The organism is Microvirga medicaginis, from assembly GCF_052658925.1.
The window spans coordinates 200,072-221,535 of sequence record NZ_JBQWEL010000002.1 but is presented as its reverse complement, the minus strand read 5'-3'; the positions used below and the strand labels follow the sequence as shown (position 1 = coordinate 221,535).

19 protein-coding genes are annotated in these 21,464 nt (G+C 63.2%); 13 read left to right on the top strand and 6 right to left on the bottom strand.

What is annotated here, in order from left to right:
- Nucleotides 1-223: 223 nt before the first annotated feature.
- Nucleotides 224-1,579, bottom strand: coding sequence for a D-alanyl-D-alanine carboxypeptidase family protein (locus tag ACUXUR_RS04100; RefSeq protein WP_445501071.1), 1,356 nt, complete (start codon nt 1,577-1,579; stop codon nt 224-226).
- A gap of 284 nt (nt 1,580-1,863) precedes the next feature.
- Between ACUXUR_RS04100 and ACUXUR_RS04095 the strand changes: the two genes are divergently transcribed.
- Entirely contained in the window at nt 1,864-3,018 is a 1,155-nt protein-coding gene (locus tag ACUXUR_RS04095) for a 2OG-Fe(II) oxygenase (protein WP_445501070.1), read from the top strand.
- Here ACUXUR_RS04095 and ACUXUR_RS04090 read toward each other — a convergent pair.
- On the bottom strand, nt 3,006-3,410 hold the full coding sequence (locus tag ACUXUR_RS04090) for an NUDIX hydrolase (RefSeq protein ID WP_445501069.1): 405 nt from the start codon (nt 3,408-3,410) through the stop codon (nt 3,006-3,008). The two genes, ACUXUR_RS04095 and ACUXUR_RS04090, sit on opposite strands and share 13 nt — an antisense overlap.
- Nucleotides 3,407-3,985, bottom strand: coding sequence for an LOG family protein (locus tag ACUXUR_RS04085; protein ID WP_445501068.1), 579 nt, complete (start codon nt 3,983-3,985; stop codon nt 3,407-3,409). Before ACUXUR_RS04085 ends, ACUXUR_RS04090 begins: the two co-directional genes overlap by 4 nt.
- A gap of 163 nt (nt 3,986-4,148) precedes the next feature.
- Between ACUXUR_RS04085 and ACUXUR_RS04080 the strand changes: the two genes are divergently transcribed.
- Nucleotides 4,149-5,315, top strand: a complete 1,167-nt coding sequence (locus ACUXUR_RS04080; RefSeq protein ID WP_445501067.1) for an acetyl-CoA acetyltransferase — start codon at nt 4,149-4,151, stop codon at nt 5,313-5,315.
- A 177-nt stretch (nt 5,316-5,492) separates the two neighbouring features.
- Here ACUXUR_RS04080 and ACUXUR_RS04075 read toward each other — a convergent pair whose 3' ends face one another.
- Nucleotides 5,493-5,759 (bottom strand): BolA family protein, encoded by a 267-nt coding sequence (locus ACUXUR_RS04075; RefSeq protein ID WP_445501066.1) that lies wholly within the window; start codon nt 5,757-5,759, stop codon nt 5,493-5,495.
- A gap of 89 nt (nt 5,760-5,848) precedes the next feature.
- On the opposite strand from ACUXUR_RS04075, the gene ACUXUR_RS04070 reads away from it, so the two are divergent.
- The 9 genes from ACUXUR_RS04070 to ACUXUR_RS04030 all read left to right on the top strand — a co-directional run bounded on the left by ACUXUR_RS04070 (nt 5,849) and on the right by ACUXUR_RS04030 (nt 16,000).
- The gene (locus tag ACUXUR_RS04070; RefSeq protein ID WP_445501065.1) at nt 5,849-6,478 is read left to right on the top strand and encodes a J domain-containing protein; all 630 of its coding nucleotides are present in this window, start codon (nt 5,849-5,851) and stop codon (nt 6,476-6,478) included.
- A 111-nt stretch (nt 6,479-6,589) separates the two neighbouring features.
- Nucleotides 6,590-7,579 carry a cobaltochelatase subunit CobS gene (gene cobS, locus ACUXUR_RS04065; protein WP_445501064.1) on the top strand — a complete coding sequence of 330 codons (990 nt, stop codon included), beginning with the start codon at nt 6,590-6,592 and terminating at the stop codon, nt 7,577-7,579.
- A 140-nt stretch (nt 7,580-7,719) separates the two neighbouring features.
- Nucleotides 7,720-9,618: a cobaltochelatase subunit CobT gene (gene cobT, locus ACUXUR_RS04060; RefSeq protein ID WP_445501063.1), complete on the top strand. Its 1,899-nt coding sequence runs from the start codon at nt 7,720-7,722 to the stop codon at nt 9,616-9,618.
- Nucleotides 9,615-10,622, top strand: coding sequence for an esterase-like activity of phytase family protein (locus tag ACUXUR_RS04055; protein WP_445501062.1), 1,008 nt, complete (start codon nt 9,615-9,617; stop codon nt 10,620-10,622). The genes cobT and ACUXUR_RS04055 overlap by 4 nt, the downstream gene beginning before the upstream one ends.
- 200 nt (nt 10,623-10,822) lie before the next feature.
- Nucleotides 10,823-12,220, top strand: coding sequence for a circularly permuted type 2 ATP-grasp protein (locus ACUXUR_RS04050; protein WP_445501266.1), 1,398 nt, complete (start codon nt 10,823-10,825; stop codon nt 12,218-12,220).
- Between the two features lie 15 nt (nt 12,221-12,235).
- Entirely contained in the window at nt 12,236-13,180 is a 945-nt protein-coding gene (locus ACUXUR_RS04045; protein WP_445501061.1) for an alpha-E domain-containing protein, read from the top strand.
- A gap of 3 nt (nt 13,181-13,183) precedes the next feature.
- Nucleotides 13,184-14,002: a transglutaminase family protein gene (locus ACUXUR_RS04040; protein ID WP_445501060.1), complete on the top strand. Its 819-nt coding sequence runs from the start codon at nt 13,184-13,186 to the stop codon at nt 14,000-14,002.
- A gap of 51 nt (nt 14,003-14,053) precedes the next feature.
- On the top strand, nt 14,054-14,803 hold the full coding sequence (locus ACUXUR_RS04035) for a proteasome-type protease (RefSeq protein ID WP_445501059.1): 750 nt from the start codon (nt 14,054-14,056) through the stop codon (nt 14,801-14,803).
- A gap of 255 nt (nt 14,804-15,058) precedes the next feature.
- Entirely contained in the window at nt 15,059-16,000 is a 942-nt protein-coding gene (locus ACUXUR_RS04030) for a D-alanyl-D-alanine carboxypeptidase family protein (RefSeq protein WP_445501058.1), read from the top strand.
- A 52-nt stretch (nt 16,001-16,052) separates the two neighbouring features.
- Here the strand turns inward: ACUXUR_RS04030 and ACUXUR_RS04025 are convergent, their stop codons facing one another.
- Nucleotides 16,053-16,685, bottom strand: coding sequence for a queuosine precursor transporter (locus ACUXUR_RS04025; RefSeq protein ID WP_445501057.1), 633 nt, complete (start codon nt 16,683-16,685; stop codon nt 16,053-16,055).
- Between the two features lie 99 nt (nt 16,686-16,784).
- Nucleotides 16,785-17,075 carry a 50S ribosomal protein L28 gene (gene rpmB / locus ACUXUR_RS04020; protein ID WP_047190249.1) on the bottom strand — a complete coding sequence of 97 codons (291 nt, stop codon included), beginning with the start codon at nt 17,073-17,075 and terminating at the stop codon, nt 16,785-16,787.
- A gap of 243 nt (nt 17,076-17,318) precedes the next feature.
- Here rpmB and ACUXUR_RS04015 point away from each other — a divergent pair, with 243 nt between their 5' ends.
- Both ACUXUR_RS04015 and ACUXUR_RS04010 read left to right on the top strand, forming a co-directional pair.
- A complete protein-coding gene (locus ACUXUR_RS04015) occupies nt 17,319-18,185 on the top strand; it encodes a DUF3108 domain-containing protein (protein ID WP_445501056.1) in 867 nt (288 codons plus the stop codon).
- Nucleotides 18,186-18,376: 191 nt separating this feature from the next.
- Nucleotides 18,377-21,463, top strand: coding sequence for a helicase-related protein (locus tag ACUXUR_RS04010; protein WP_445501055.1), 3,087 nt, complete (start codon nt 18,377-18,379; stop codon nt 21,461-21,463).
- Nucleotide 21,464 lies beyond the last annotated feature (1 nt).

Here is a 21,464-nt window from a genome sequence, read left to right as displayed (position 1 = left end):
ACCGTTCGCGCGGATCGGGAGCGAATGCAAGGGGGCAGAGCATCGGACGTGAAAAGTGGATTTGCACTTTTGGGACTCATCCGATGCTCATTTCCTAGAGGAGCGCATCGTTTGCGCGGAAAACCGGAGCCACTTTTCGCTGACGCGGACCTTCGGTTCCGCACGATGCGCTAGAAGCAAAACGCCCGGCTTTAGGCCGGGCGCTATCGGACGATGGATAAGGTCAGTTCGTCGCCGATTTGGCTTTTGACGAGGCATCTGCCTTCTGAGCCTTTGACTTGGCGGCAGGCTTCTGATCGGTCGCCTTCGTGTTGCCGCTCACCGGCTTGACGGTGACGCTCACGCGGCCTTTGCCCTTCGTCTTGTCGCCTTCCTCGATCACCGGCGTCACATCCGGATCCTTCGCGGCTTGCTTGCTGGCCTTCTTTTTGGAGGTCGTCGCCTTCTTCTTGCTCAGGCGGGCTTTCTCTGCCGCCTCTTCCGCTGCGGCCTGGGCGGCGAGTTCGGCCTCGGATGGCGGGTTCAGGCCGATCCAGACGCGCTCCGGCTGCACGGCGGTACGGGGGCCGAGCACGGTGCGCGCGGGCTTCTGGGTGTCGCCGGCAAATGCCATCACCTCTGAGGAGAAGAGGTTCGGAATGTTCGAATCCTCTTCGGCGACCACGGGGGTGTCCTCTTCCTGAGGCATCGGGCCGCGACGGTCACAGATCACCGAGCGCATGTCCGGTGGCGTCGCGTTGGCCGAAGCGGGCAGAGCCGCAAGCTCGGGATTGGTGAAGTTCACCTTGCTGTTGAAGCCACGGTCAAAGAGTTCCGCTGCCTTCATGGTGCGCTCGTTGGCGGAAGGTGCCCCGAGCACGACGGTAATCAGGTGGCGTCCATCGCGGGTGGCGCTCGCCACCACGTTGAAGCCGGACGAGCAGATGAACCCAGTCTTCATGCCGTCGGCACCGGGGTAGCGGCCGATAAGGCCGTTGGTGTTGCGCATGATGCGGCGGCCGAACTGGACGGCGCCGATATGGAACAGGTCCTGATATTCCGGAAATTCCGTCAGCAACGCGCGCGCCAGGACGGCCATGTCGCGGGCGGTGGTCTGGTTGCGCTCGTCCGGCAGGCCGTGCGGATTGGCGAAATGGCTGCTCACCATGCCGAGCCGCTGCGCATGGGCGTTCATGAGCGCCGCGAAGCCATCGATGGAACCGCCGATATTCTCCGCAATCGTCGCGGCGATATCATTGGCCGACTTCACCAGCATGATCTTGAGAGCGTTGTCGAGGCGGATCTGCGTGCCCGGCTTGAAACCCATCTTGGACGGCGGCAGCGCGGCGGCGCTGTCTGGCACCGTCAACAAGGTATCCATGCTCAGCTGGCCACGCTTGACCTTGTCGAGGGCGACATAAGCCGTCATCAGCTTGGTGATGGAGGCCGGATACCACGGATCGGTCGCCCGCTCTGCGTGCAGAACGCGGCCGGATTCAACCTCGACCACGAGGGCAGGGCCGCCGGCGGCCAGAGCCTGTCCGCTCACGAAAGCGGCAATGGCAAAGGCTGTCACGCGCAGGGCTCGGCTAACGTTCATACGAACGACTCCTTAAGACTTGTACAACGGTCGGAGAGGGGAACCAAAAGCCCCGCTTGCCAGCTGGGCTATATTTTTAGTCCCAAACCTTGGCCTTGGCTAGGTTTGGGTTATTCATCGCAACCCGGTCTACCCTTTGTACCGAACTCCATGGCAAGAGAGTGGCAAGAGCCGCTCGCTTTGAAGAACAACGAAGCGGGGCAGTTGTTTCAAGGCGGTTGCGGATTGTTCTGCGAGAATGCATTAGTTATGGCATAACATGTCAATATGTTGTGGAGCATCTTATGACTGTCCCCGCTTCTGCTGCTTCTCAAAGATCTCCCTATCGTGCCTTTCAGGTTGGCGATCCCGCCCCCTGGTTCGTGCAGAATTCTACGGCCAATCCCCAGTTTCATTTCGAGGCCGCAGCCGGGCGCTATCTTGTCCTGTGCTTTTACGGAACCGGATCGGACGAGGTCGGACGTGAAACCCTGCGCGCCTTCCAGGAGACGCATCGCGATCTCTTCGACGACGACAAAATCGCCCTGTTCGGCGTGAGCTGCGATCCATCGGATTTGTCCGAAGCGCGCGCCCGGCAGATCGTGCCCGGCATCCGCCACTTCTGGGATTTCGACGGCGTGGTCGGCAGGCTCTATGGCACAATTCCGCATGACGTCGCGTCAGGAAAAGTGCAGGTGGCGCTCCGTCGCTTCTGGATGGTGCTCAATCCGACGCTTCGCATTCGTGCGATCTTTCCCTTCAGAAATGATGGGAGCGACCGCGAGGAGGTGATGGCTTATCTGCGCGCCCTGCCGCCGGTCGACCATTTCGCCGGATTCGAGATACCGGCTCCCATTCTCATCATTCCGGACGTGTTCGAGCCCGCTTTCTGCCAACACCTCATCGGCCTTTATCAGGAGCATGGGGGCGAGGAATCCGGCTTCATGCGCGAAGTCGACGGAAAGACTGTCGCCGCGCATGATCCTAACCACAAGCGCCGCAAGGATTTCACGATCACGGATCCCGAGCTGATCGGGCAGCTGCAGCGCCGTATCATTCGGCGCGTGAACCCCGAAATCGAGAAGGTGCATTTCTTCCAGCCCACCCGAATGGAGCGTTACATCGTCTCCTGCTACGCGGCGGAGGATGGTGGGCATTTCCGCGCGCACCGGGACAACACCACAAAAGGAACGGCTCACCGGCGTTTTGCGGTTTCCGTCAATCTCAACGACGATTTCGAAGGCGGCGAGGTGAGCTTTCCCGAATACGGCTCGCGCAGCTACAAGGCACCGCTCGGCGGAGCCGTTGTATTCTCTGCGCCGCTTCTGCATGCCGTCTCGAAGGTCACGTCCGGGCGGCGCTTTGCCTTTCTGCCCTTCCTCTATGATGAGGCTGCCGCCAAGATCCGCGAGGCGAGCAATGCCGCTCTCGGAGAGGGCGTAGGGGCCTACAAGGCCTGATTCTCCGGCGACAGGGCGAGAGGCAGAATCGTGTCCCGTGTGAGCGGAGCCAGTTTTCGCTCACAAGGCTTGCCCGGATCCACCCAGATGAGCTCGGCAATTTCGGCCTCGCAGGAAATCTGACCTGTTATGCGGACCTTGTAGGCGCGGGCCCGCACCCATCGGCCCGGCTCGTTGGCGGCAGGAGCCTCGAAGGTTCCTAGAGGCCGGATCGAATCCGGAACGACGGTGCAGCCGAGCTCTTCCCTGATTTCCCGGGTAAGCGTCGTCAAATCGTCTTCGTTCGCCTCGCGTTTGCCGCCCGGCTGCATAAAGCTGTCGGTGCCGATCTTGCGAACGAGCAGCACGCGACCCTGCTCATCACGAATGAGCGCCGTTACAATCTCAATCAACGCTCACCTGCCTTGATCCACTTCTCGACCTTCGGCGGCTCATAGCTGCGGATCGCGTCAATCAAGGCGGCGGGTTCGTCTTTCACGATCAGCATGGCCCGATGAACGGGTTTCACGAAGCCGCGCTCCACCACATCGTCGAGGAAATGTGCGAGCCTGTCGTAGAACCCAGAGACGTTCAGCAGGGCGCAGGGCTTCTTGTGATAGCCGAGCTGCGCCCAGGTCCAGACCTCGAACAGTTCCTCGAAGGTGCCGAGACCGCCCGGCAGGGCAATGAAGCCGTCGGAGAGTTCGGCCATGAGCGCCTTGCGCTCATGCATCGAGCCGACGACCCGCAGGTCGCTCAGCCCTGCATGCGCGATTTCCTTGTCGACGAGCGCCTGGGGCATCACGCCGATCACATGGCCACCCTTGCCAAGCACCGCATCCGCCACGGCACCCATGAGTCCGACCGAAGCGCCGCCATAGACGAGCCCGATGCCGTTTCTCGCCAGGGTTTCACCCAGCAAACGGGCGGTTTCCATGTAGACGGGGTCCTGGCCTGCATTCGAGCCGCAGAAGACGCAGAGGCGCATGGGAGACTTCCGATGATTCGTTCCAGGTCGTCCATGGAGGCCTAAGCCGCGGCAAATTCAAGGGGCGATCGAAAGGGCTCAAGCCTTCGACCAGGGCCGGCTTGCCGAAAGGTCGGAAGCATTCCACCTTATGCCCAACAACGAAGTTTGTAAGGAGACCCCCATGACAGCCTGCATCGTCGGCTGGGCGCATACCCCGTTCGGCAAGCTCGACGTGGAAACCGTCGAGAGCCTCATCGTCCGCGTCGCCAACGAGGCGCTGGAACATGCGGGCATCGGCGCGGAAGACGTGGACGAGGTGGTGCTTGGCCATTTCAACGGCGGTTTCTCGCCTCAGGATTTCACGGCCTCCCTCGTCTTCCAGGCAAGTGACGAGTTCCGTTTCAAGCCGGCCACCCGCGTCGAGAACGCCTGCGCCACCGGCTCTGCGGCCGTGCATCAGGCTATCAAGACCATCGAAGCCAGGCGCGCCAGGACGGTGCTGGTGGTCGGCGTCGAGCAGATGACCCGCACGCCCGGTCCTGAGATCGGCAACATCCTGCTCAAGTGCTCCTATGTGCCCGAGGATGGCGAGACGCCCGCAGGCTTTGCCGGCGTGTTCGGCAAGATTGCGGGCCAATATTTTCAGCGCTATGGCGACCAATCGGATGCGCTGGCGCTGATTGCCGCCAAGAACCACAGGAACGGCGTCGACAATCCCTATGCGCAGATGCGCAAGGATCTCGGCTTCGAGTTCTGCCGGGCCGAGAGCGAGAAGAACCCCTTCGTGGCAGGCCCTCTCAAGCGGACCGATTGCTCGCTCGTCTCCGATGGCGCGGCCGCGCTCGTGCTGACGGATACCGAGACGGCGTTGCGCATGCGCCGGGCCGTGGCGTTCCGCGCGACCGCTCATGCGCAGGATTTCCTGCCCATGTCGAAGCGCGACATCGTTCAGTTCGAGGGCTGCACGCAAGCGTGGCGGCGGGCGCTGGATCAGGCCGGTATCCAGCTCTCCGATCTCTCCTTCGTCGAGACCCACGACTGCTTCACCATTGCCGAGCTTATCGAATACGAGGCCATGGGCCTGACGCCGCCCGGGCAGGGCGCGATCGCCGTCAAGGAAGGCTGGACGAATCGCGACGGCAGGCTGCCGGTGAACCCCTCCGGCGGCCTGAAGGCGAAAGGACACCCCATCGGTGCGACAGGCGTGTCCATGCATGCGCTCTCGGCCATGCAGCTCTGCGAGGAGGCCGGTGGCATGCAGGTGACGGCCCCTAAGCTCGGCGGCATCTTCAACATGGGCGGCGCGGCGGTCGCGAACTACGTGAGCGTGCTCGAGCGGATCAAGTGATCAAGCACCACGTGCTTGATCATCCCCGGCGGGCCGAAGGCGAGGGAAGGGGATCCATCTACACACGCTGCCCGTCATCGCCGGCTCTGTGCCGGGGATCCCGATTCGTAGCGCAGCGCCTTTCCAGTCGGGATGGCCGGGACGAGCCCGGCCATGACGGGTTGAGCCGATCTCGCGCTACTCCCCCGGCGCCTTGGCCTGGACGGCCAGGGCATGCAGGCCCTTGTCGAAGGCGTCCTTCAACACCTCGTTGACGAGACGGTGGCGCTCGACCCGGCTCTTGCCGATGAAGGCTTCAGATACGATATGTACCCTGAAGTGAGTTTCGCCCCCCTCCCTCCATCCGCCATGACCGCGATGCTGTTCCGACTCGTCCGTGACGGTCAGTTGGGACGGGTGCAGGCGCTCCTGCAGGGTTTGTGTGATCCAGCGGTTCAGGGTCATGCGATTTGATAAGCCTTTTTGAACGGGTCTGCGGCGAAAAGCTCTTAAGCCTTGGCTCAAGGCCTCATGCCCCTCATAATGTTTGAATCATGGATCTCAACTCGCCTCTTTTCGACCGTATCCGGATCAAGCCTTCCGCCGATGAGCCGCGGGAGGTCAAGGGACCTGTCTGCGAGCATCCCGGCTGCAAGGCGTCGGGCGAATACCGCGCGCCGAAAGGCCGGGACCGCGAGGGCCAGTACTGGCGTTTCTGTCTGGATCATGTGCGCGAGTACAATGCATCCTACAACTATTTCTCGGGCATGTCCGATTCGGCGGTCGCGGCCTACCAGAAGGATGCGATCATCGGCCATCGCCCGACCTGGGCCATGGGCGTGAACACCTCCGGCAAGGCTGAGGGTGAGGAGGCCAAGCAGGAAACCCGCGACTGGGCCTATTTCGACCCCTTGGGCATCCTGAGAGGCGAGGACTTCACCCAGGCCCGCACCCACAGGGCCCGCCCAGAGCCCAAGCGACCCCGCCATACAGGGGCCGTGCGCCGGGCGCTGGACATCCTAGGGTTGGACGAAACCGCCGACGGACCCGCCATCAAGGCCCAGTACAAGGCCCTGGTGAAGCGCTTCCACCCCGACGCCAATGGTGGGGACCGCTCTTTCGAGGAGCGGCTGCGGGACATCATCAAGGCGCATGATACCCTCAAGAGCGCTGGTCTCTGCTGAGACGACATCGTTTTATGCAGCCCTCTTCAGCGTTTAGGAAATTGCACCGCACCGCCATGGAGTTTATGAAGCCATGGCAAGTATTGAAAACCCTCAATCCGAGAGGCCCCTATGACGGCACAAACCGATACAACGACCCTGCTGCCGGATATGAAGGTATCCGTGCGACAGGTCTTCGGCATCGACTCGGATCTGGAAGTTCCGGCCTTCTCCCAGACCGAAGAGCATGTGCCCGATCTTGATCCGGATTACCTGTTCGACCGGGAGACGACGCTCGCCATCCTGGCAGGCTTCGCGCGCAACCGCCGCGTGATGATCACCGGCTATCACGGCACGGGTAAGTCCACCCATATCGAGCAGGTGGCTGCCCGCCTCAACTGGCCCTGCGTGCGCGTGAACCTGGACAGCCACGTGTCGCGTATCGACCTCGTCGGCAAGGACGCCATCGTGCTCCAGGAAGGCAAGCAGGTCACCGCCTTCCAGGACGGCATTCTGCCCTGGGCGCTGCAGCATAATGTGGCCCTCGTGTTCGACGAGTACGATGCCGGCCGTCCGGACGTGATGTTCGTGATCCAGCGCGTGCTGGAGCAGTCGGGCAAGCTCACGCTTCTCGACCAGAAGCGCGTGATCCGTCCTCACCCGGCTTTCCGCCTCTTCGCCACCGCCAACACGGTAGGCCTCGGCGATACGTCCGGCCTCTATCACGGCACCCAGCAGATCAACCAGGGCCAGATGGACCGCTGGTCGATCGTGACCACGCTCAACTACCTGCCGCACGACAAGGAGGTGGACATCGTCCTCTCCAAGGCGAAGCACTATCAGGAGAGCACCGAGGGCCGCGATATCGTCAACAAGATGGTGCGCGTGGCCGATCTCACCCGCAGCGCCTTCATGAACGGGGATCTCTCCACCGTCATGAGCCCGCGCACGGTGATCACCTGGGCCGAGAACGCCGAGATCTTCGGCGACACGGGCTTCGCCTTCCGCGTCACCTTCCTCAACAAGTGCGACGAGCTGGAGCGCGCCCTGGTGGCCGAGTTCTATCAGCGCTCCTTCGGCAAGGAACTGCCGGAAAGCGCCGTGAACATGGTGCTGTCGTAACGCATTCTTCCTGTCATTCCGGGGCCGCGCAGCGGAGCCCGGAATCCATAAACGGGACGGAGCAGGACTGGAATATGGCCTGTGTTTATGGGTCCCCGCCCTCGCGGGGATGACACAGCGGGAATGACAGGAGAGGTGAGATGTCCATCTCGAACCGCAAGCCAGGTGAGAAGAAGGAAGCGCCGGCTGAGCCGCTCAAGCGCTCCATCGCCGGCGCCATGAAGGCTATCGCCCGAAAGCCCGATCTCGAGGTGGCCTTTGCCTCCGACCGTCCGGTGCTGATGGGCCAGGACAAGGCCCGCCTGCCGGAACCGCCGCGAAAGCTTACGTCGCAGGACGTGGCGATCCTGCGCGGCAACGCGGATGCCATGGCCCTGCGTCTCGCCTGTCACGACGCCGTCCTCCACCGCAGGCTCGCGCCTGAAGGCCAGGCTGCCCGCGCCGTATTCGACGCGGTCGAGCAGGCGCGCGTGGAATCCATCGGCTCGCGCCGCATGGCAGGCATTTCCTCCAATATCTCGGCGATGCTGGAAGACCGCTATCACCGCGGCGGTAAATACGAGGAGATCACCGATCGCGCCGATGCGCCGATCGAGGATGCGCTGGCGCTCCTGGTGCGCGAGCGCCTGACCGGCGCGAAGCCGCCGCAGGCGGCGAGAAAGATCGTCGATCTCTGGCGCGACTTCATCGAGGATCGCGCCGGGAAAGACCTCGATGGCCTGTTGAAGAACATCGACAGCCAGCGCGACTTCGCGCGCGGCATCCGGGAGATGCTCTCCTCCCTCGACATGGCCGACGATGCGACCTTCGATCAGGAAGACGAGGAGAACGAGGAAGACAACGAATCCGAGCAGCAGGAGCAGCAGGGCGAAGGCGAATCCGAGCAGGAATCCCAGGGCGATCGCGCCGAGGTCGAGGTCAGCGAGGATTCGAGCGACGAGATGGAAGACGGCGCGACGGAAGAGGCCGATGGGCCTTCCGGCGAGCTTCCCGAGGAAGCGGAGGAGGCCGATTCCGACGAGGCTGGCGAATCCTGGCGTCCGCCGTCCCGCGCCAACGAGGCGCGCGGGCCCGATTACAAGGCCTATACCGCCAAGTTCGACGAGATCATCCATGCGGAAGATCTCTGCGATGCGGACGAGCTGACGCGCCTTCGCGCTTATCTCGACAAGCAGCTCGCGCATCTCCAGGGCGTGGTGGGGCGTCTCGCCAACCGCCTGCAGCGCCGCCTCATGGCGCAGCAGAACCGCGCCTGGGAATTCGATCTCGAAGAGGGTACGCTCGATCCGGTGCGCCTGCCGCGCATCATCATGGATCCGTTCCAGCCGCTGAGCTTCAAGCAGGAGCAGGACACAAACTTCCGCGATACGGTGGTGACGCTGCTGCTCGACAATTCCGGCTCTATGCGCGGACGTCCGATCACAGTGGCCGCCACCTGCGCCGATATTCTCGCGCGCACCCTGGAGCGTTGCGGCGTGAAGGTGGAGATCCTCGGCTTCACCACCCGCGCATGGAAGGGCGGACAGGCTCGCGAGATGTGGCTGCAGAACGGCAAGCCTGCGAATCCCGGCCGTCTCAACGATCTTCGCCACATCATCTACAAGTCGGCGGATGCGCCATGGCGGCGTGCGCGCAAGAACCTCGGCCTTATGATGCGCGAGGGTCTGCTGAAGGAAAACATCGACGGCGAGGCGCTCGATTGGGCGTACAAGCGTCTGCTCGGCCGCCCCGAGCAGCGGCGCATCCTGATGGTGATCTCGGACGGCGCGCCGGTCGACGACTCGACGCTTTCGGTCAATCCGGGCAACTACCTCGAACGGCATCTGCGCTACATCATCGAAGAGATCGAGACGCGCTCGCCGGTGGAGCTCATTGCCATCGGTATCGGCCATGACGTGACGCGCTATTACCGCCGCGCCGTGACCATTGTCGATGCGGAGGAACTCGGCGGCGTGATGACGGAAAAACTCGCGGAGCTGTTCGAGGAAAATGCCCTGCCCGCGCGCGGAGCAGCGCCCCGTCGCCGGGCTCACGCGTGAGGCTTGTTACGCGAAGAAATCTACTGATCGGCGGCGGTGCTCTCATCGCCGCCGGTGCAGCGGGCACAGCCTTTGCCCAACGCCCGCAGGCGTTTCGCAACGCCACACGGATCACTGTCACCGCTCAGCCGCTCAGCCGCCTCTCCGCGACCGATCCCGACCGTACACAATTCGGATCTCTCTTCTTTCGTTCCGGTCTCAACCTGAGATCGGATGTGTCCGCCTTCGGCGGGTTCTCCGGTCTGTGGCGTTCCGCGAAAGGGCAGGAGCTCGTAGCGCTCGCCGATAATGCGCAGGTGCTGAAGGCGCGCATCGAGACTTCGGACGGGCGCTTGTCCGGATTGTCCAATGCGGTGATGGCGCCTTTGCTCCTGAGCAACGGACAGCTCGCCCGCCGGTCTCGCTACTACGACACGGAAAGCCTCACGATCGCCGACAACGTGGCCTTCGTCGGTGTCGAGCGCAACCACGCCGTGATCCGCTACGAGCTGGACCGGGAGGGAGCCCTGATCGAGGGCGTTCCGATCCCGGTACCGAAGGAGCTGAAGGATCTGCCGAGCAATGGAGGGCTTGAGGCGTTGGCTCTCGCGCCGCAGCGCTCGACGCTCGCGGGGGCCCTCGTCGGCATTGCGGAAGGGGGAACGGGCTTCATCCTCACCGGTCCAAGGCAGGGCGCTTTCGAGATGGCGGGCCGGAACGGCTATGACGTCACGGACCTTGCGTTCCTCGATACGGGCGAAGCGATTGTCCTCGAACGCCGCTTCTCGCTGTTCGGTGGATTTGGGTGCCGCCTGCGCCGCGTGGCTGCTTCCGCCATCAAGGCGGGCGCGAGGGTTGATGGCGAGACAATCTATGAGAGCGAAGCCTCGCACCAGATCGACAACATGGAAGGTCTCGCGGTTCACCGCGAAGGGCGCGAGACCATCGTCACCCTGATCTCCGACAACAACTTCAACGCAAGCCTCCAGCGAACCCTGTTGCTGGAGTTCTCCCTCGAAGCGTGATACGCAGCATGTCTGCCTTCTGTTTGGGCAGTTGCGCTTTTTCTCATCACTCCCTGCACCTTCTCGGCTTTTAGTAGCTCTTGCCGTCCTTCGTTTTAGGCAACTAACCTTCTCTTGAAGGGATGTGGCGCATATTCTTGCACCACTTATCCAAAGGGAAGGTGGCGGACCCTGTGACGGCGCAAGCGATCTTCGACGAGATGAACGGCCTCGATGGCGAGAGCCGGGAGGCCTACCAGGTACTCCAGGAATGGCTGACATCCGCGCCGCCACAACTCCTGGAACATCGCCGCGAGGAGGCGGAACTCTTCTTCCGCCGGGTCGGCATCACCTTTGCAGTCTACGGCAACACGGAAGCCGACGAACGGCTGATCCCGTTCGACATCATCCCGCGCATTCTTTCGGGCTCTGAATGGGCTCATCTTTCGCGAGGACTCGAGCAGCGGGTCAGGGCGCTCAACCTCTTTCTGAAGGATATCTATGGGCCGCGCGAAATTCTGCGCGCCGGGATCATTCCGCCGGAGCTTGTTTTTCTCAATCCCTATTACCGGCCGCAAATGCATGGATTGTCGCTCACCAGAGACATCTATGTGCAGGTGGCCGGCGTCGACATCGTGCGCGTCGACGACAAGGATTTCTATGTGCTCGAGGACAATCTGCGCACGCCTTCCGGCGTCTCCTACATGCTGGAGAACCGCGAGGTCATGATGCGTCTGTTCCCAGATCTCGTGGCGAAGCAGCGCATCCGCCCCATCGAGAACTATGTGGACGAGCTGCTCGGTACGCTCAAATCCGTCGCGCCGGCGAGCAGCCCGTGGGAGCCGACGGTGGTTCTGCTCACGCCGGGTTCTCTCAATTCCGCCTATTACGAACACAGCTTCCTCGCAGATCGGATGGGCGTCGAGCTGGTGGAGGGCCGCGATCTCTTCGTGCGAGATGAAATCGTCTATATGCGCACCACCGAGGGACCGAAACGCGTTGACGTCATCTACAGCCGCATCGACGACGACTTCCTCGATCCGTTGGTGTTCCGCCCCGATTCCGCGCTGGGCGTTCCGGGACTGATCGCAGCCTATCGCGCAGGCAATGTCGCCATCGCCAATGCACCGGGGACGGGCATCGCCGACGACAAGGCCATGTACTCTTACGTGCCCGATATCGTGCGCTTCTACATGGGCGAGGAGCCGATCCTCAAGAACGTGCCCACATGGCGCTGTCGCGAGGAGGAGGCTCTTTCCTATGTGCTCGACCATCTGCACGAGCTCGTCGTGAAGGAGGTCAACGGATCGGGCGGTTACGGCATGCTTGTCGGGCCGCATTCGACAGCAGAAGCGCGCGACCATTTCCGCGCCCGCATCCTGGCAGCGCCCGACAATTATATCGCGCAGCCGACGCTCGCCCTCTCCACGAGTCCCGTCTTTACGGAAAAGGGCTTGGCTCCGCGCCATGTGGACCTGCGGCCCTTCGTCTTGAGCGGGCGCGACGGCGTAAGACTGGTGCCGGGCGGCTTGACCCGCGTCGCGTTGACCGAAGGTTCGCTCGTCGTGAATTCGAGCCAGGGCGGCGGGACCAAGGATACCTGGGTGTTAAGCGAATGAGCGGGGAGCGTTGCCGTGCTGAGCCGTGATGCAGACAGCCTCTATTGGCTCTCCCGCTATGTGGAGCGCGCCGAGAATACCGCCCGCATTCTCGATGTCGCCTACCGCATGGCCTCGATGCCGATTTCCTACAACGGCATTGAGACGAATGAATGGGAATCCGCTCTCGTGACCGCATGTGGCATCGATCAGTTCCGAGCGCATTATGGCGAGGTCACGCCTGAGCGCGTGATCGAGTTCCTCGCCTTCTCCGAGGAGAATCCGTCGAGCATTCAATGCTGCTTCAACACGGCGCGGCAGAACGCACGCTCGGTCCGCTCGGCGCTCACCTCCGAGATGTGGGAAGCGATCAACTCCGCTTGGCTCGACCTGCGTCGCTACAGGACGAAGAAGATCGATGTCGAGGAGCTGCCGCGCTTCCTTAATCTCGTGAAGGAAGCTTCGCTTCGCTACGATGGCTCCGCCATGCGCACCATGCTGCGGAACGATGCCTATTGGTTCTCGCGTCTCGGCGTCTATATCGAACGTGCCGACAACACCGCGCGCGTGCTCGACGTGAAGTACCACGTGCTGTTGCCCAAGGATGCGGAAGTGGGCGGCGGCATCGATTACTACCAATGGGCCGCCATCCTGCGCTCGGTTTCGGCGCTGGTGAGCTATCAATGGGTCTATCACCAGAATCTGCGGCCCTGGCTCGTGGCGGATCTGCTGATCCTGCGAGAGGAGATGCCGCGCTCGCTTGCGGCCTGCTACGGCGCGCTTTCCCGGCATCTCGATGACATCGCTCACCGTTATGGTCTGTCCGGCAGCGCGCAACGTCAGGCGCGCTCCATCCACGCCCGGCTGATGAACCGGAACATCGAAGACATTTTCCAGCAGGGGCTGCACGAATTCCTGCAGGAATTCGTCGCCGAGAACAACCGGCTCGGTCTTGCCATCACGCAGCAATATCTGGGCTGAATCATGCGCATCCGCATCACACACGAGACGGTCTATCGCTACAGCGAGCCGGTTAAATCCGCGATCCAACTCTTGCGTCTCACGCCGCGCGGTCACGAGGGCCAAACCATCCTGTCATGGAATATCGATGTGAATTGCGAGGCCAAGCTCCTGCGGCGGGAGGATTGGTACGGCAACATCGCGCATAGCCTCTTTGTGGCAGGACCTGTCGAGCAGATCACCCTGCGCGTGGCCGGCGACATCGAAACCGCCGATACGGCGGGGATCGTTCGCGGGGGTGTCGAGCGCTTTCCGGAGCTGTTTTATTTGAGACAGACCCCGCTCACACGAGACGATGCCGCCATCCGTGAGTTTGCCGAAGAGATGGCAGGACGCTCCTCCACTCCTCTCGATCGGGCGCATGTGCTGACTGGCGCGATCGGCGAGCGCCTGCGTTTCGATGCGGATGCGACCCATCCCGGCACCACAGCGACGGAGGCATTCACGGCGGGGCATGGAGTGTGCCAGGATTTTGCACATGTTTTTCTGGCAGCCGCCCGGTTCTTGAAAATTCCCGCACGCTACGTCTCCGGCTATCTTCATAAGCCCGGAGAGCCCCGGCAGGAGGCGGGCCATGCCTGGGTGGAGGCCTTCATCCCCGATCTCGGCTGGGTGAGCTTCGATCCGGCGAATGGTGTTTCCGCAACGGAACACTATGTGCGGCTCGCCACCGGGCTCGATTATCTTGATGCAGCTCCCGTCAGAGGCAGCTATTACGGAATCTCCCGTGAAGCGCTCGACGTTCGTTTAAGGATCGAGGGCGCCCGTCAAGCACAGGCTTAGAGGATGGCCTTAAAACCGCAGCTCGACCAAAAGGCACCCGGAGGAGCACCCATGACCTATTGCGTTGGCATCCTCGTGCGCGATGGCCTCGTGATGATCGCGGATACGCGCACCAATGCGGGTGTCGACAACATCGCCACGTTCCGCAAGCTGCACCTGTTCGAAAAGCCCGGCGAGCGGCTGGTGACGCTCGCGACAGCCGGTAACCTGTCGGTGAGCCAGTCGGTCATGTCGCTTCTGTCGGACGGTGTTGAGAATCCGGAAACGGGCGAGCTCGAGACGCTCATGACTGTGCCCAGCATGTTCAAGGCCGCCCAGCTCGTCGGCCGCGCCATCCGTCAGGTCTATGCCATCGACGGCGCGGAGATGGAAAAGCGGAACATGACCTTCGACGTCACCATGCTGCTCGGTGGGCAGATCGGGCAGGGGCAGATGCGCCTCTATCAGGTCTATTCCGCGGGCAATGCCATCGAGGCGACTCTCGACACGCCCTTCCTGCAGATCGGCGAGCCGAAATACGGCAAGCCCATCCTCGACCGGGCGATCTCGCATGACACGGAACTCGTCGAGGCCCTCAAGCTCGGTCTCATCTCGATGGATTCGACGCTCAAATCCAATCTCGGCGTCGGTCTTCCCATCGATATCGTGGTGGCCAAGCGCGATGCGCTGAAAGCCCAGATCAACTACCGCATCCAGGAAGACGAGCCTTACTTCCGCGATCTGCGCGAGCGCTGGTCGGCCGCTTTGCGCGCGGCGCATCAGGCCATTCCCCATCCACCTTACGCAGAGAAGGTGCTCTAGAGCATCGGACGAGAAAAGTGGACTTGCACTTTTGGGATGCATCCGATGCTCAGTCCCGAGAGGAGCGCATCGTTCGTGCGGAAAACCGGGTCCGCTTTTCGCTGACGCGGCCCTTCGGGTCGCTGACGCGGCCCTTCGGGTCCGCACGATGCGCCAGGTCCTGCCTGGCGCTGTCGAGCCCATCGGCCCGGCGATTTCGGGGTAGTGCGCTCCTGGCTGCTTGCGAGCAGCCGCGGTTCGGGCAACCATCGGTCCATGAAGGCGCCCTCGATCCTGCTGGCCGCTGGCTTTTTTCTGACGACGGCCTCCGCCGATGCCACGCCCCTGCTGCTGGTGGATGCGTCATCCGGCAATATCTTGGCGGCCCAGGAGGCCACCCGTTCCTGGCACCCGGCATCGCTGACCAAGCTGATGACGGCGCATCTCGCCCTCATGGCGGTCGAGAGCGGCAAGCTGACCATGGATACGTCCATTGTCCTGAGCGCGCGGGCCGCGGCCCAGGCCCCCTCAAAGTTAGGTGTCTCACCGGGCACCTCTCTCCGGCTGGAGGACGCCCTGCGCGTGATGATGGTCAAGAGCGCCAACGACGTGGCGGTCGCGATCGCGGAAGCCGTCGGCGGCAGCGAGGCGTCGTTCGTCGCGGCAATGAACGCAGAGGCCCGGCGCCTCGGGATGAGCGGGACGCGCTTCGTCAATGCCAATGGCCTGCATGACGATCGCCAAGTGACGAATGCCAGGGACATGGCTGTCCTCATGCTCGTCGTCCTCGGCTATCATCCCGGTCATGCCGACTTGTTTAGGACACCGTCAATCACGGTCAACGGTCGGATGCTGAAGAACACCAACAAGCTGATCGAGGACTATGCCGCCCTCGAGGCGACCAAGACGGGATACGTGTGCGCCTCCGGCTTCAACGTGGCCGCCTCTGCCGTCCGCGGAGGCAGGCGTGTCGTTGCTGTGGTCCTCGGATCTCCCAGTGCGGCGACGCGGACCCGGATTACGAAGGAACTCCTCGACGCCGGCCTCTCGGGAGCCACCGCTCCGGTCGGCAATCTCAGCATGCTGAAAGCCGGTGCCCCCGGGCCGGGTACCGACCTGCGTCGCCTCAAGTGCGGCCGGCAGGATCCTGCCGTCGCGGGAGTTGCCGCTGCGGGTGGTGACGCGAAGCGTACGGATGTCCGGCGGCTTCGCGATTGACTGGCGGATCGAACCCAAAGTGGGTTCCGCTTTGGGTTCGATGCTCCAGCGATCAGGCCACCTGATGGTGATGTTTCGCTTCGTAGCGCATGAACCGCAGGATCGCGCCGTAGGGCGCGATCGCGATGGCGGCGAGCGCGAGCTTCACCAGGTAATCGGCAATCGCCAGGTTCGTCCAGGGCAGGGCGATGCACTGATCGGCAATGCCCGCATGGCCGAGCGCGTCGCTGATGGTGAGGCCGAGGCCCGGGACGATTCCGCAATAGAACGCGAACGAGAAGAAGATCGCCGTATCGAGTCCTGACGAGATGACGGACGAGACAAAGGGCGGCATCCACCAGGCGTGACCGCGCAGGCGGAAGAAGATTTGGATGTCGAGAAGCTGGGCGACCAGGAAGGCCGCGCCCGAGGCAATGGCGATACGGGGCGTCGCCAGGATCACCGAGAGCACCACGGCCAGCGCGAAACCGGCATAGACGACCTTGCGTGCGCCTTTGGGCCCGAAGCGGCGATTCGACAGATCGGTCACGAGGAACGAAAAGGGATAGCTGAAGGCGCCCCAGGTCAGATAGTTGCCCAGCCCCAGATGTTGGAAGGGATACTGAACCAGAATATTCGACGAGAGGACGACGAGAGTCATCGCAGCGAGCGCAATGAGGAAGTCGCGGTGCTCGGTCTTGATCATGATCGGCCTTCCTGGGCAGCGGCTAACTAAGCCATTCAGACAACGCAAAACGGGCGGCCGTGAGGCCGCCCGCAGCGTAGAAAACGTGATGAGCCGAGATCAGCTCGCAGCAGCGAGCTTCTTCTCGATCTCACGCTTGACAGCGAGGGCGGTGGTGGACAGCTCGTCAGCCGAGGCCTTCGCGAGGAAGGCGTCGAGGCCGCCGCGATGCTCGACGGAACGCAGAGCATGGGCGGAAACGCGCAGGCGCACGGAGCGCTGCAGGGTCTCAGACTGGAGCGTGACGTTGCAGAGGTTCGGCAGGAACTTCCGCTTCGTCTTGCGGTTCGAGTGGCTCACGAGGTGGCCACTCAGCACGGCCTTGCCGGTCAGTTCGCAACGGCGCGACATGGTTCAATCCTATCGTCATAAAGGGTCGCGGCTTCGATCTCGCGGGTTTGCTTCAACGCAGATCCCGCGCGGCCGGACACCAGAAGTCCTTGGAAGGTGCAGGGCTATAGGCTGAAAAAGGGCCCCGCGTCAAGAATAGTGAGGCAGCACAACTCGTTTTTTTGCATTGCCTCGGTCATGATTTATTCCGATTCCTGTGCGATGCAACAGAATAGACTAACGGGACAGCCCTCAGAAAACCCAATGCGCTTCATCGCTCCAGCTCTGTTGACCTTCAGCTTGGCCGCTCTTGGCTCTCAGGCTCAGGCCCAGGCCGCCCAGACGCTCAAGGTGAACTATAATCTCTCCTTGGCTGGCCTGCCGCTGGGGAAGGCTGATCTGTCCTCAACCTTCAAAGGCCCGAAATATGAGGTGCAGGGCAGCGTGAAGCTCTCTGGCCTCGTGAAAATGATCACAGGCGGCAAGGGCGCGGGCACGGCCTCCGGCACGATTGCCGGGGCCCAGCTTCAGCCGCAGGACTTTACCGTCACCTCCAAATCCTCCGGCGAGCAGCGTACCGTGCGCATGGCGCTTGATGACGGCAACGTGGTCAAGGCCGAGGTCGTGCCGCCGCTGGAGCCGAAGGAGGATCGCGTGCCGGTGAAGGAGGCCGACAAGAAAGGGGTCATCGATCCCTTGAGCGCCCTCATCATGCCGGCCATGGCGTCAAAAGGCCTCACCGATCAGGCCAATTGCAATCGCACGATCCCGGTCTTCGATGGCGCCACGCGTCAGAACATCGTGCTCTCCTATGCCGGGACGCAGAATGTCGAGGTGCCGGGTTATTCGGGGCCCGTCCTCGTCTGCAACGCTCGCTGGGTGCCGATCTCCGGCCATCGTCCGCAACGGAGCACCATCAAGTTCATGCAGGAGAACAAGGACATGAACGTGTGGCTGGCACCCGTGGAGGGCGCGCGCGTGCTCTTCCCGATCAAGGTTGCCGTGCGCACCATGATCGGCATGGGCGAGCTCGAGGCGGCCAGCTGGTCGGTGGAGGGCGAGGCTAAGGCGACGGCGGCCAAGCCCGCGATCAGGGGGAAGGACCCCATCAAAGCCGGGGCCGGGCAATAAGCCCTCAAAATCCCTGGAGAATTCTCAGGTTTACGGTAGCGAAACCGGTCCGAGGTCCCATATAAGAGAGAGCCTGCTGCCGGACCTTTGGGCCAGGCCTGTTTTGTGAGAAGGCTGCCTGCATCGGTCGATGCGGGGGCGTCTCGTCCCTCTCACCCGGGATCAGATCCGACATTACCCGACATCCAGGCATGGTTCGCCGTTCTCTTCCTCCGCAAGTGCGCGCGCGCGGCGTGACCGCCGTGCTCGGACCCACCAATACTGGCAAGACCCACCTCGCCATCGAGCGCATGCTCGGTCACGACAGCGGCATGATCGGCCTGCCGCTGCGCCTGCTCGCGCGCGAGGTCTATCAAAGGGTTGTCGACAAGGCGGGGCCGCACAACGTCGCTCTCATCACGGGCGAGGAGAAGATCAAGCCGGACCGCCCCCGCTACTGGATCTCGACCGTGGAGGCCATGCCGCGCGATATCGATGCGTCGTTCGTGGCCATCGACGAGATCCAGCTCGCCGCCGACCTCGATCGCGGCCATGTCTTCACCGATCGCCTCCTGAACCAGCGCGGGCGCGATGAGACGCTGCTCATCGGCTCCATGACCATGCGCCCCCTCATCGAGGCGCTGATTCCCGGCGTTCACGTGGTCACGCGGCCACGCCTCTCGAAGCTCACCTTTGCCGGCGAGAAGAAGGTCTCGCGTCTGCCCCGCCGCTCGGCCATCGTCGCCTTCTCGGCGGAGGAGGTCTACGGCATCGCGGAACTCATCCGCCGCCAGAGCGGCGGTGCGGCCGTGGTTCTGGGGGCGCTCTCGCCCCGCACCCGCAACGCCCAGGTCGAGCTCTATCAGAACGGGGACGTGGATTATCTCATCGCCACGGACGCCATCGGCATGGGCCTCAACCTCGATGTGGACCATGTGGCCTTCGCCGCCGACAAGAAGTTCGACGGTTTCCGCTTCCGCAAGCTCTACAATCCGGAGCTCGCCCAGATCGCCGGCCGCGCGGGTCGCCATATGCGCGACGGCACCTTCGGTTCCACGGGCCGCTGCCCGCCTTTCGACGCGGAGACCGTGGAGGCGCTGGAAAACCACACCTTCGATCCCGTGCGCATCCTGCAATGGCGCAATCCGGACCTCGATTTCTCGTCCCTCGGTCGTCTGCGCGATTCCTTAAGCCAGCAGCCCCGGGAACATGGCCTCGTGCGCGCTCCCATGGGCGAGGACGTGGCCGCACTGGAACTCCTGGCTCGGGACGACGATATCCAGGCCTTCGCCCGCACGAAATATGCGGTCGAGCGGCTCTGGCAGATCTGCCAGGTGCCCGATTATCGGAAAGTTTCGCCTCAAACTCACGCGGACCTCGTCGGCCAGCTCTATCGCTTTCTCATGAAGGACGGGGCTGTTCCGGCGGACTGGTTTGCCCGCCATCTCTCGGCTTCGGACCGGACGGATGGCGATATCGACACCCTCTCCAACCGCATCGCCCAGGTACGGACTTGGTCTTTTGTCGCAAACCGTCCTGACTGGTTGAAGGACCCGGAGCATTGGCAGGGTGTTGCGCGTCAGGTAGAGGACAAGCTATCGGATGCGCTTCATGAACGTCTCGCCCAAAGATTCATTGACCGGCGGACGAGCGTTCTCATGCGGCGCTTGAGAGAGAACACAATGCTCGAAGCGGAAATTACGACCACCGGCGACGTCACTGTCGAGGGGCAACATATCGGCCACCTGCACGGCTTCCATTTCGTGCCTGATCCCCAGGCCGACACCACGGAAGCCAAGACGCTGCGCAATGCCGCCAGCAAGGCCTTGGCCGGCGAGATCGAGGCGCGGGCCGACCGGTTCGCCGAAACTCCCGATACGACGCTGGTTTTGTCCAACGACGGCACGGTCCGCTGGATGGGCGATCCCGTGGCCAAGCTGGAGCCCGGCGACAAGCTCTTCGAGCCGCGTGTGCGCGTTCTCTCGGACGAGCACCTCACCGGTCCCGCCCGCGACAAGGTGGATACCCGCCTGCGTGCCTGGCTCAAGGCCTATGTGGTGCGCCTGCTCGGCCCAGTGATGGATCTCGAGACCAATGCCGAACTGACGGGGCTCGCCCGCGGCATTGCCTTCCAGATCGGCGAGGCTCTCGGCGTTCTCGAGCGCGCCAAGGTTCTCAACGAGGTGCGCAGCCTCGACCAGGATGCCCGCGCGGCGCTCCGCAAGGCGGGCGTGCGCTTCGGCGCCTATCACCTTTATCTGCCGGCCCTGCTGAAGCCCGCTCCGCGCGTGCTCGCGACGCAGCTCTGGGCCCTCCAGAATGGCGGCCTCGACCAGAAGGGCATCGACGAGATCGCCCATCTTGCCCAGTCCGGCCGCACCTCGATCCCGGTCGATCCGGAGATCGCGCACGGGCTTTATCGCGCCGCCGGCTTCCGCGTCTGCGGCGGCCGTGCCGTGCGCGTCGACATCCTGGAGCGCCTGGCGGATCTGATCCGTCCGGCGATCGCCTATCGTCCCGGCATCACTCCTGGCGAGCCGCCGGCCGGTGCCGCCGATGGCGAAGGCTTCGTACCGACTGTGGCCATGACGTCGCTCGTCGGCTGCGCCGGCGAGGACTTCGCCACCATCCTGAAGTCGCTTGGCTATGTGATGGAACGTCGTCCAGGTCCTGCTATTACCGCTCCACTGGCAGCAGCGCCGCAGGCGGCCGAGGGCGAGCAGGCCGCAGCTGAGGCTCCGGCCGAGGCTCAGACCATGGCTGAGGAAACTGGCGCAGTGGCCGTGGAAGCTCCCGAAGCTTCCGTCCCGGCCGAGGTCCTCGAGGCCAGCGCCGCCGAGGCCGTGGCCTCTCCCGAAGGCCAGGCCATGGCCCCGTCCGAGGGCGCAGTCGAAACCCCTGCTCAGGCTCCTGCCGAGCCCGAGATGATCGAGGTCTGGCGTCAGCACCGCCGTCATCACGACGGCGGTCATGCCCGCCAGGGACGCGAGGCTCGAGGCCCCCGTCAGGAGCGCGGCGAGCGTCCCGAACGCGGCGACCGGCGCCCCCGCCATGGCGAAGGCCAAGGCCAGCACCAAGGCGAGCGCCCGCGCCGCGAGGCTCAAGGGGAGGGCGGCCGTCCGCAGAACCGTCCGCCGCGTGGACCCCGCCCGGACGACCGTCGCGGCCCGCGTCCCGATAAGCGCTCCGACAACCGCCGTGAGGGCGGGCAGGAGCGCCGCGAGAAGCAGCCGGACCCGAACTCGCCCTTCGCCAAGCTCATAGCCCTCAAGGCCCAGCTCGAAGACGGAAAGAAGTGAG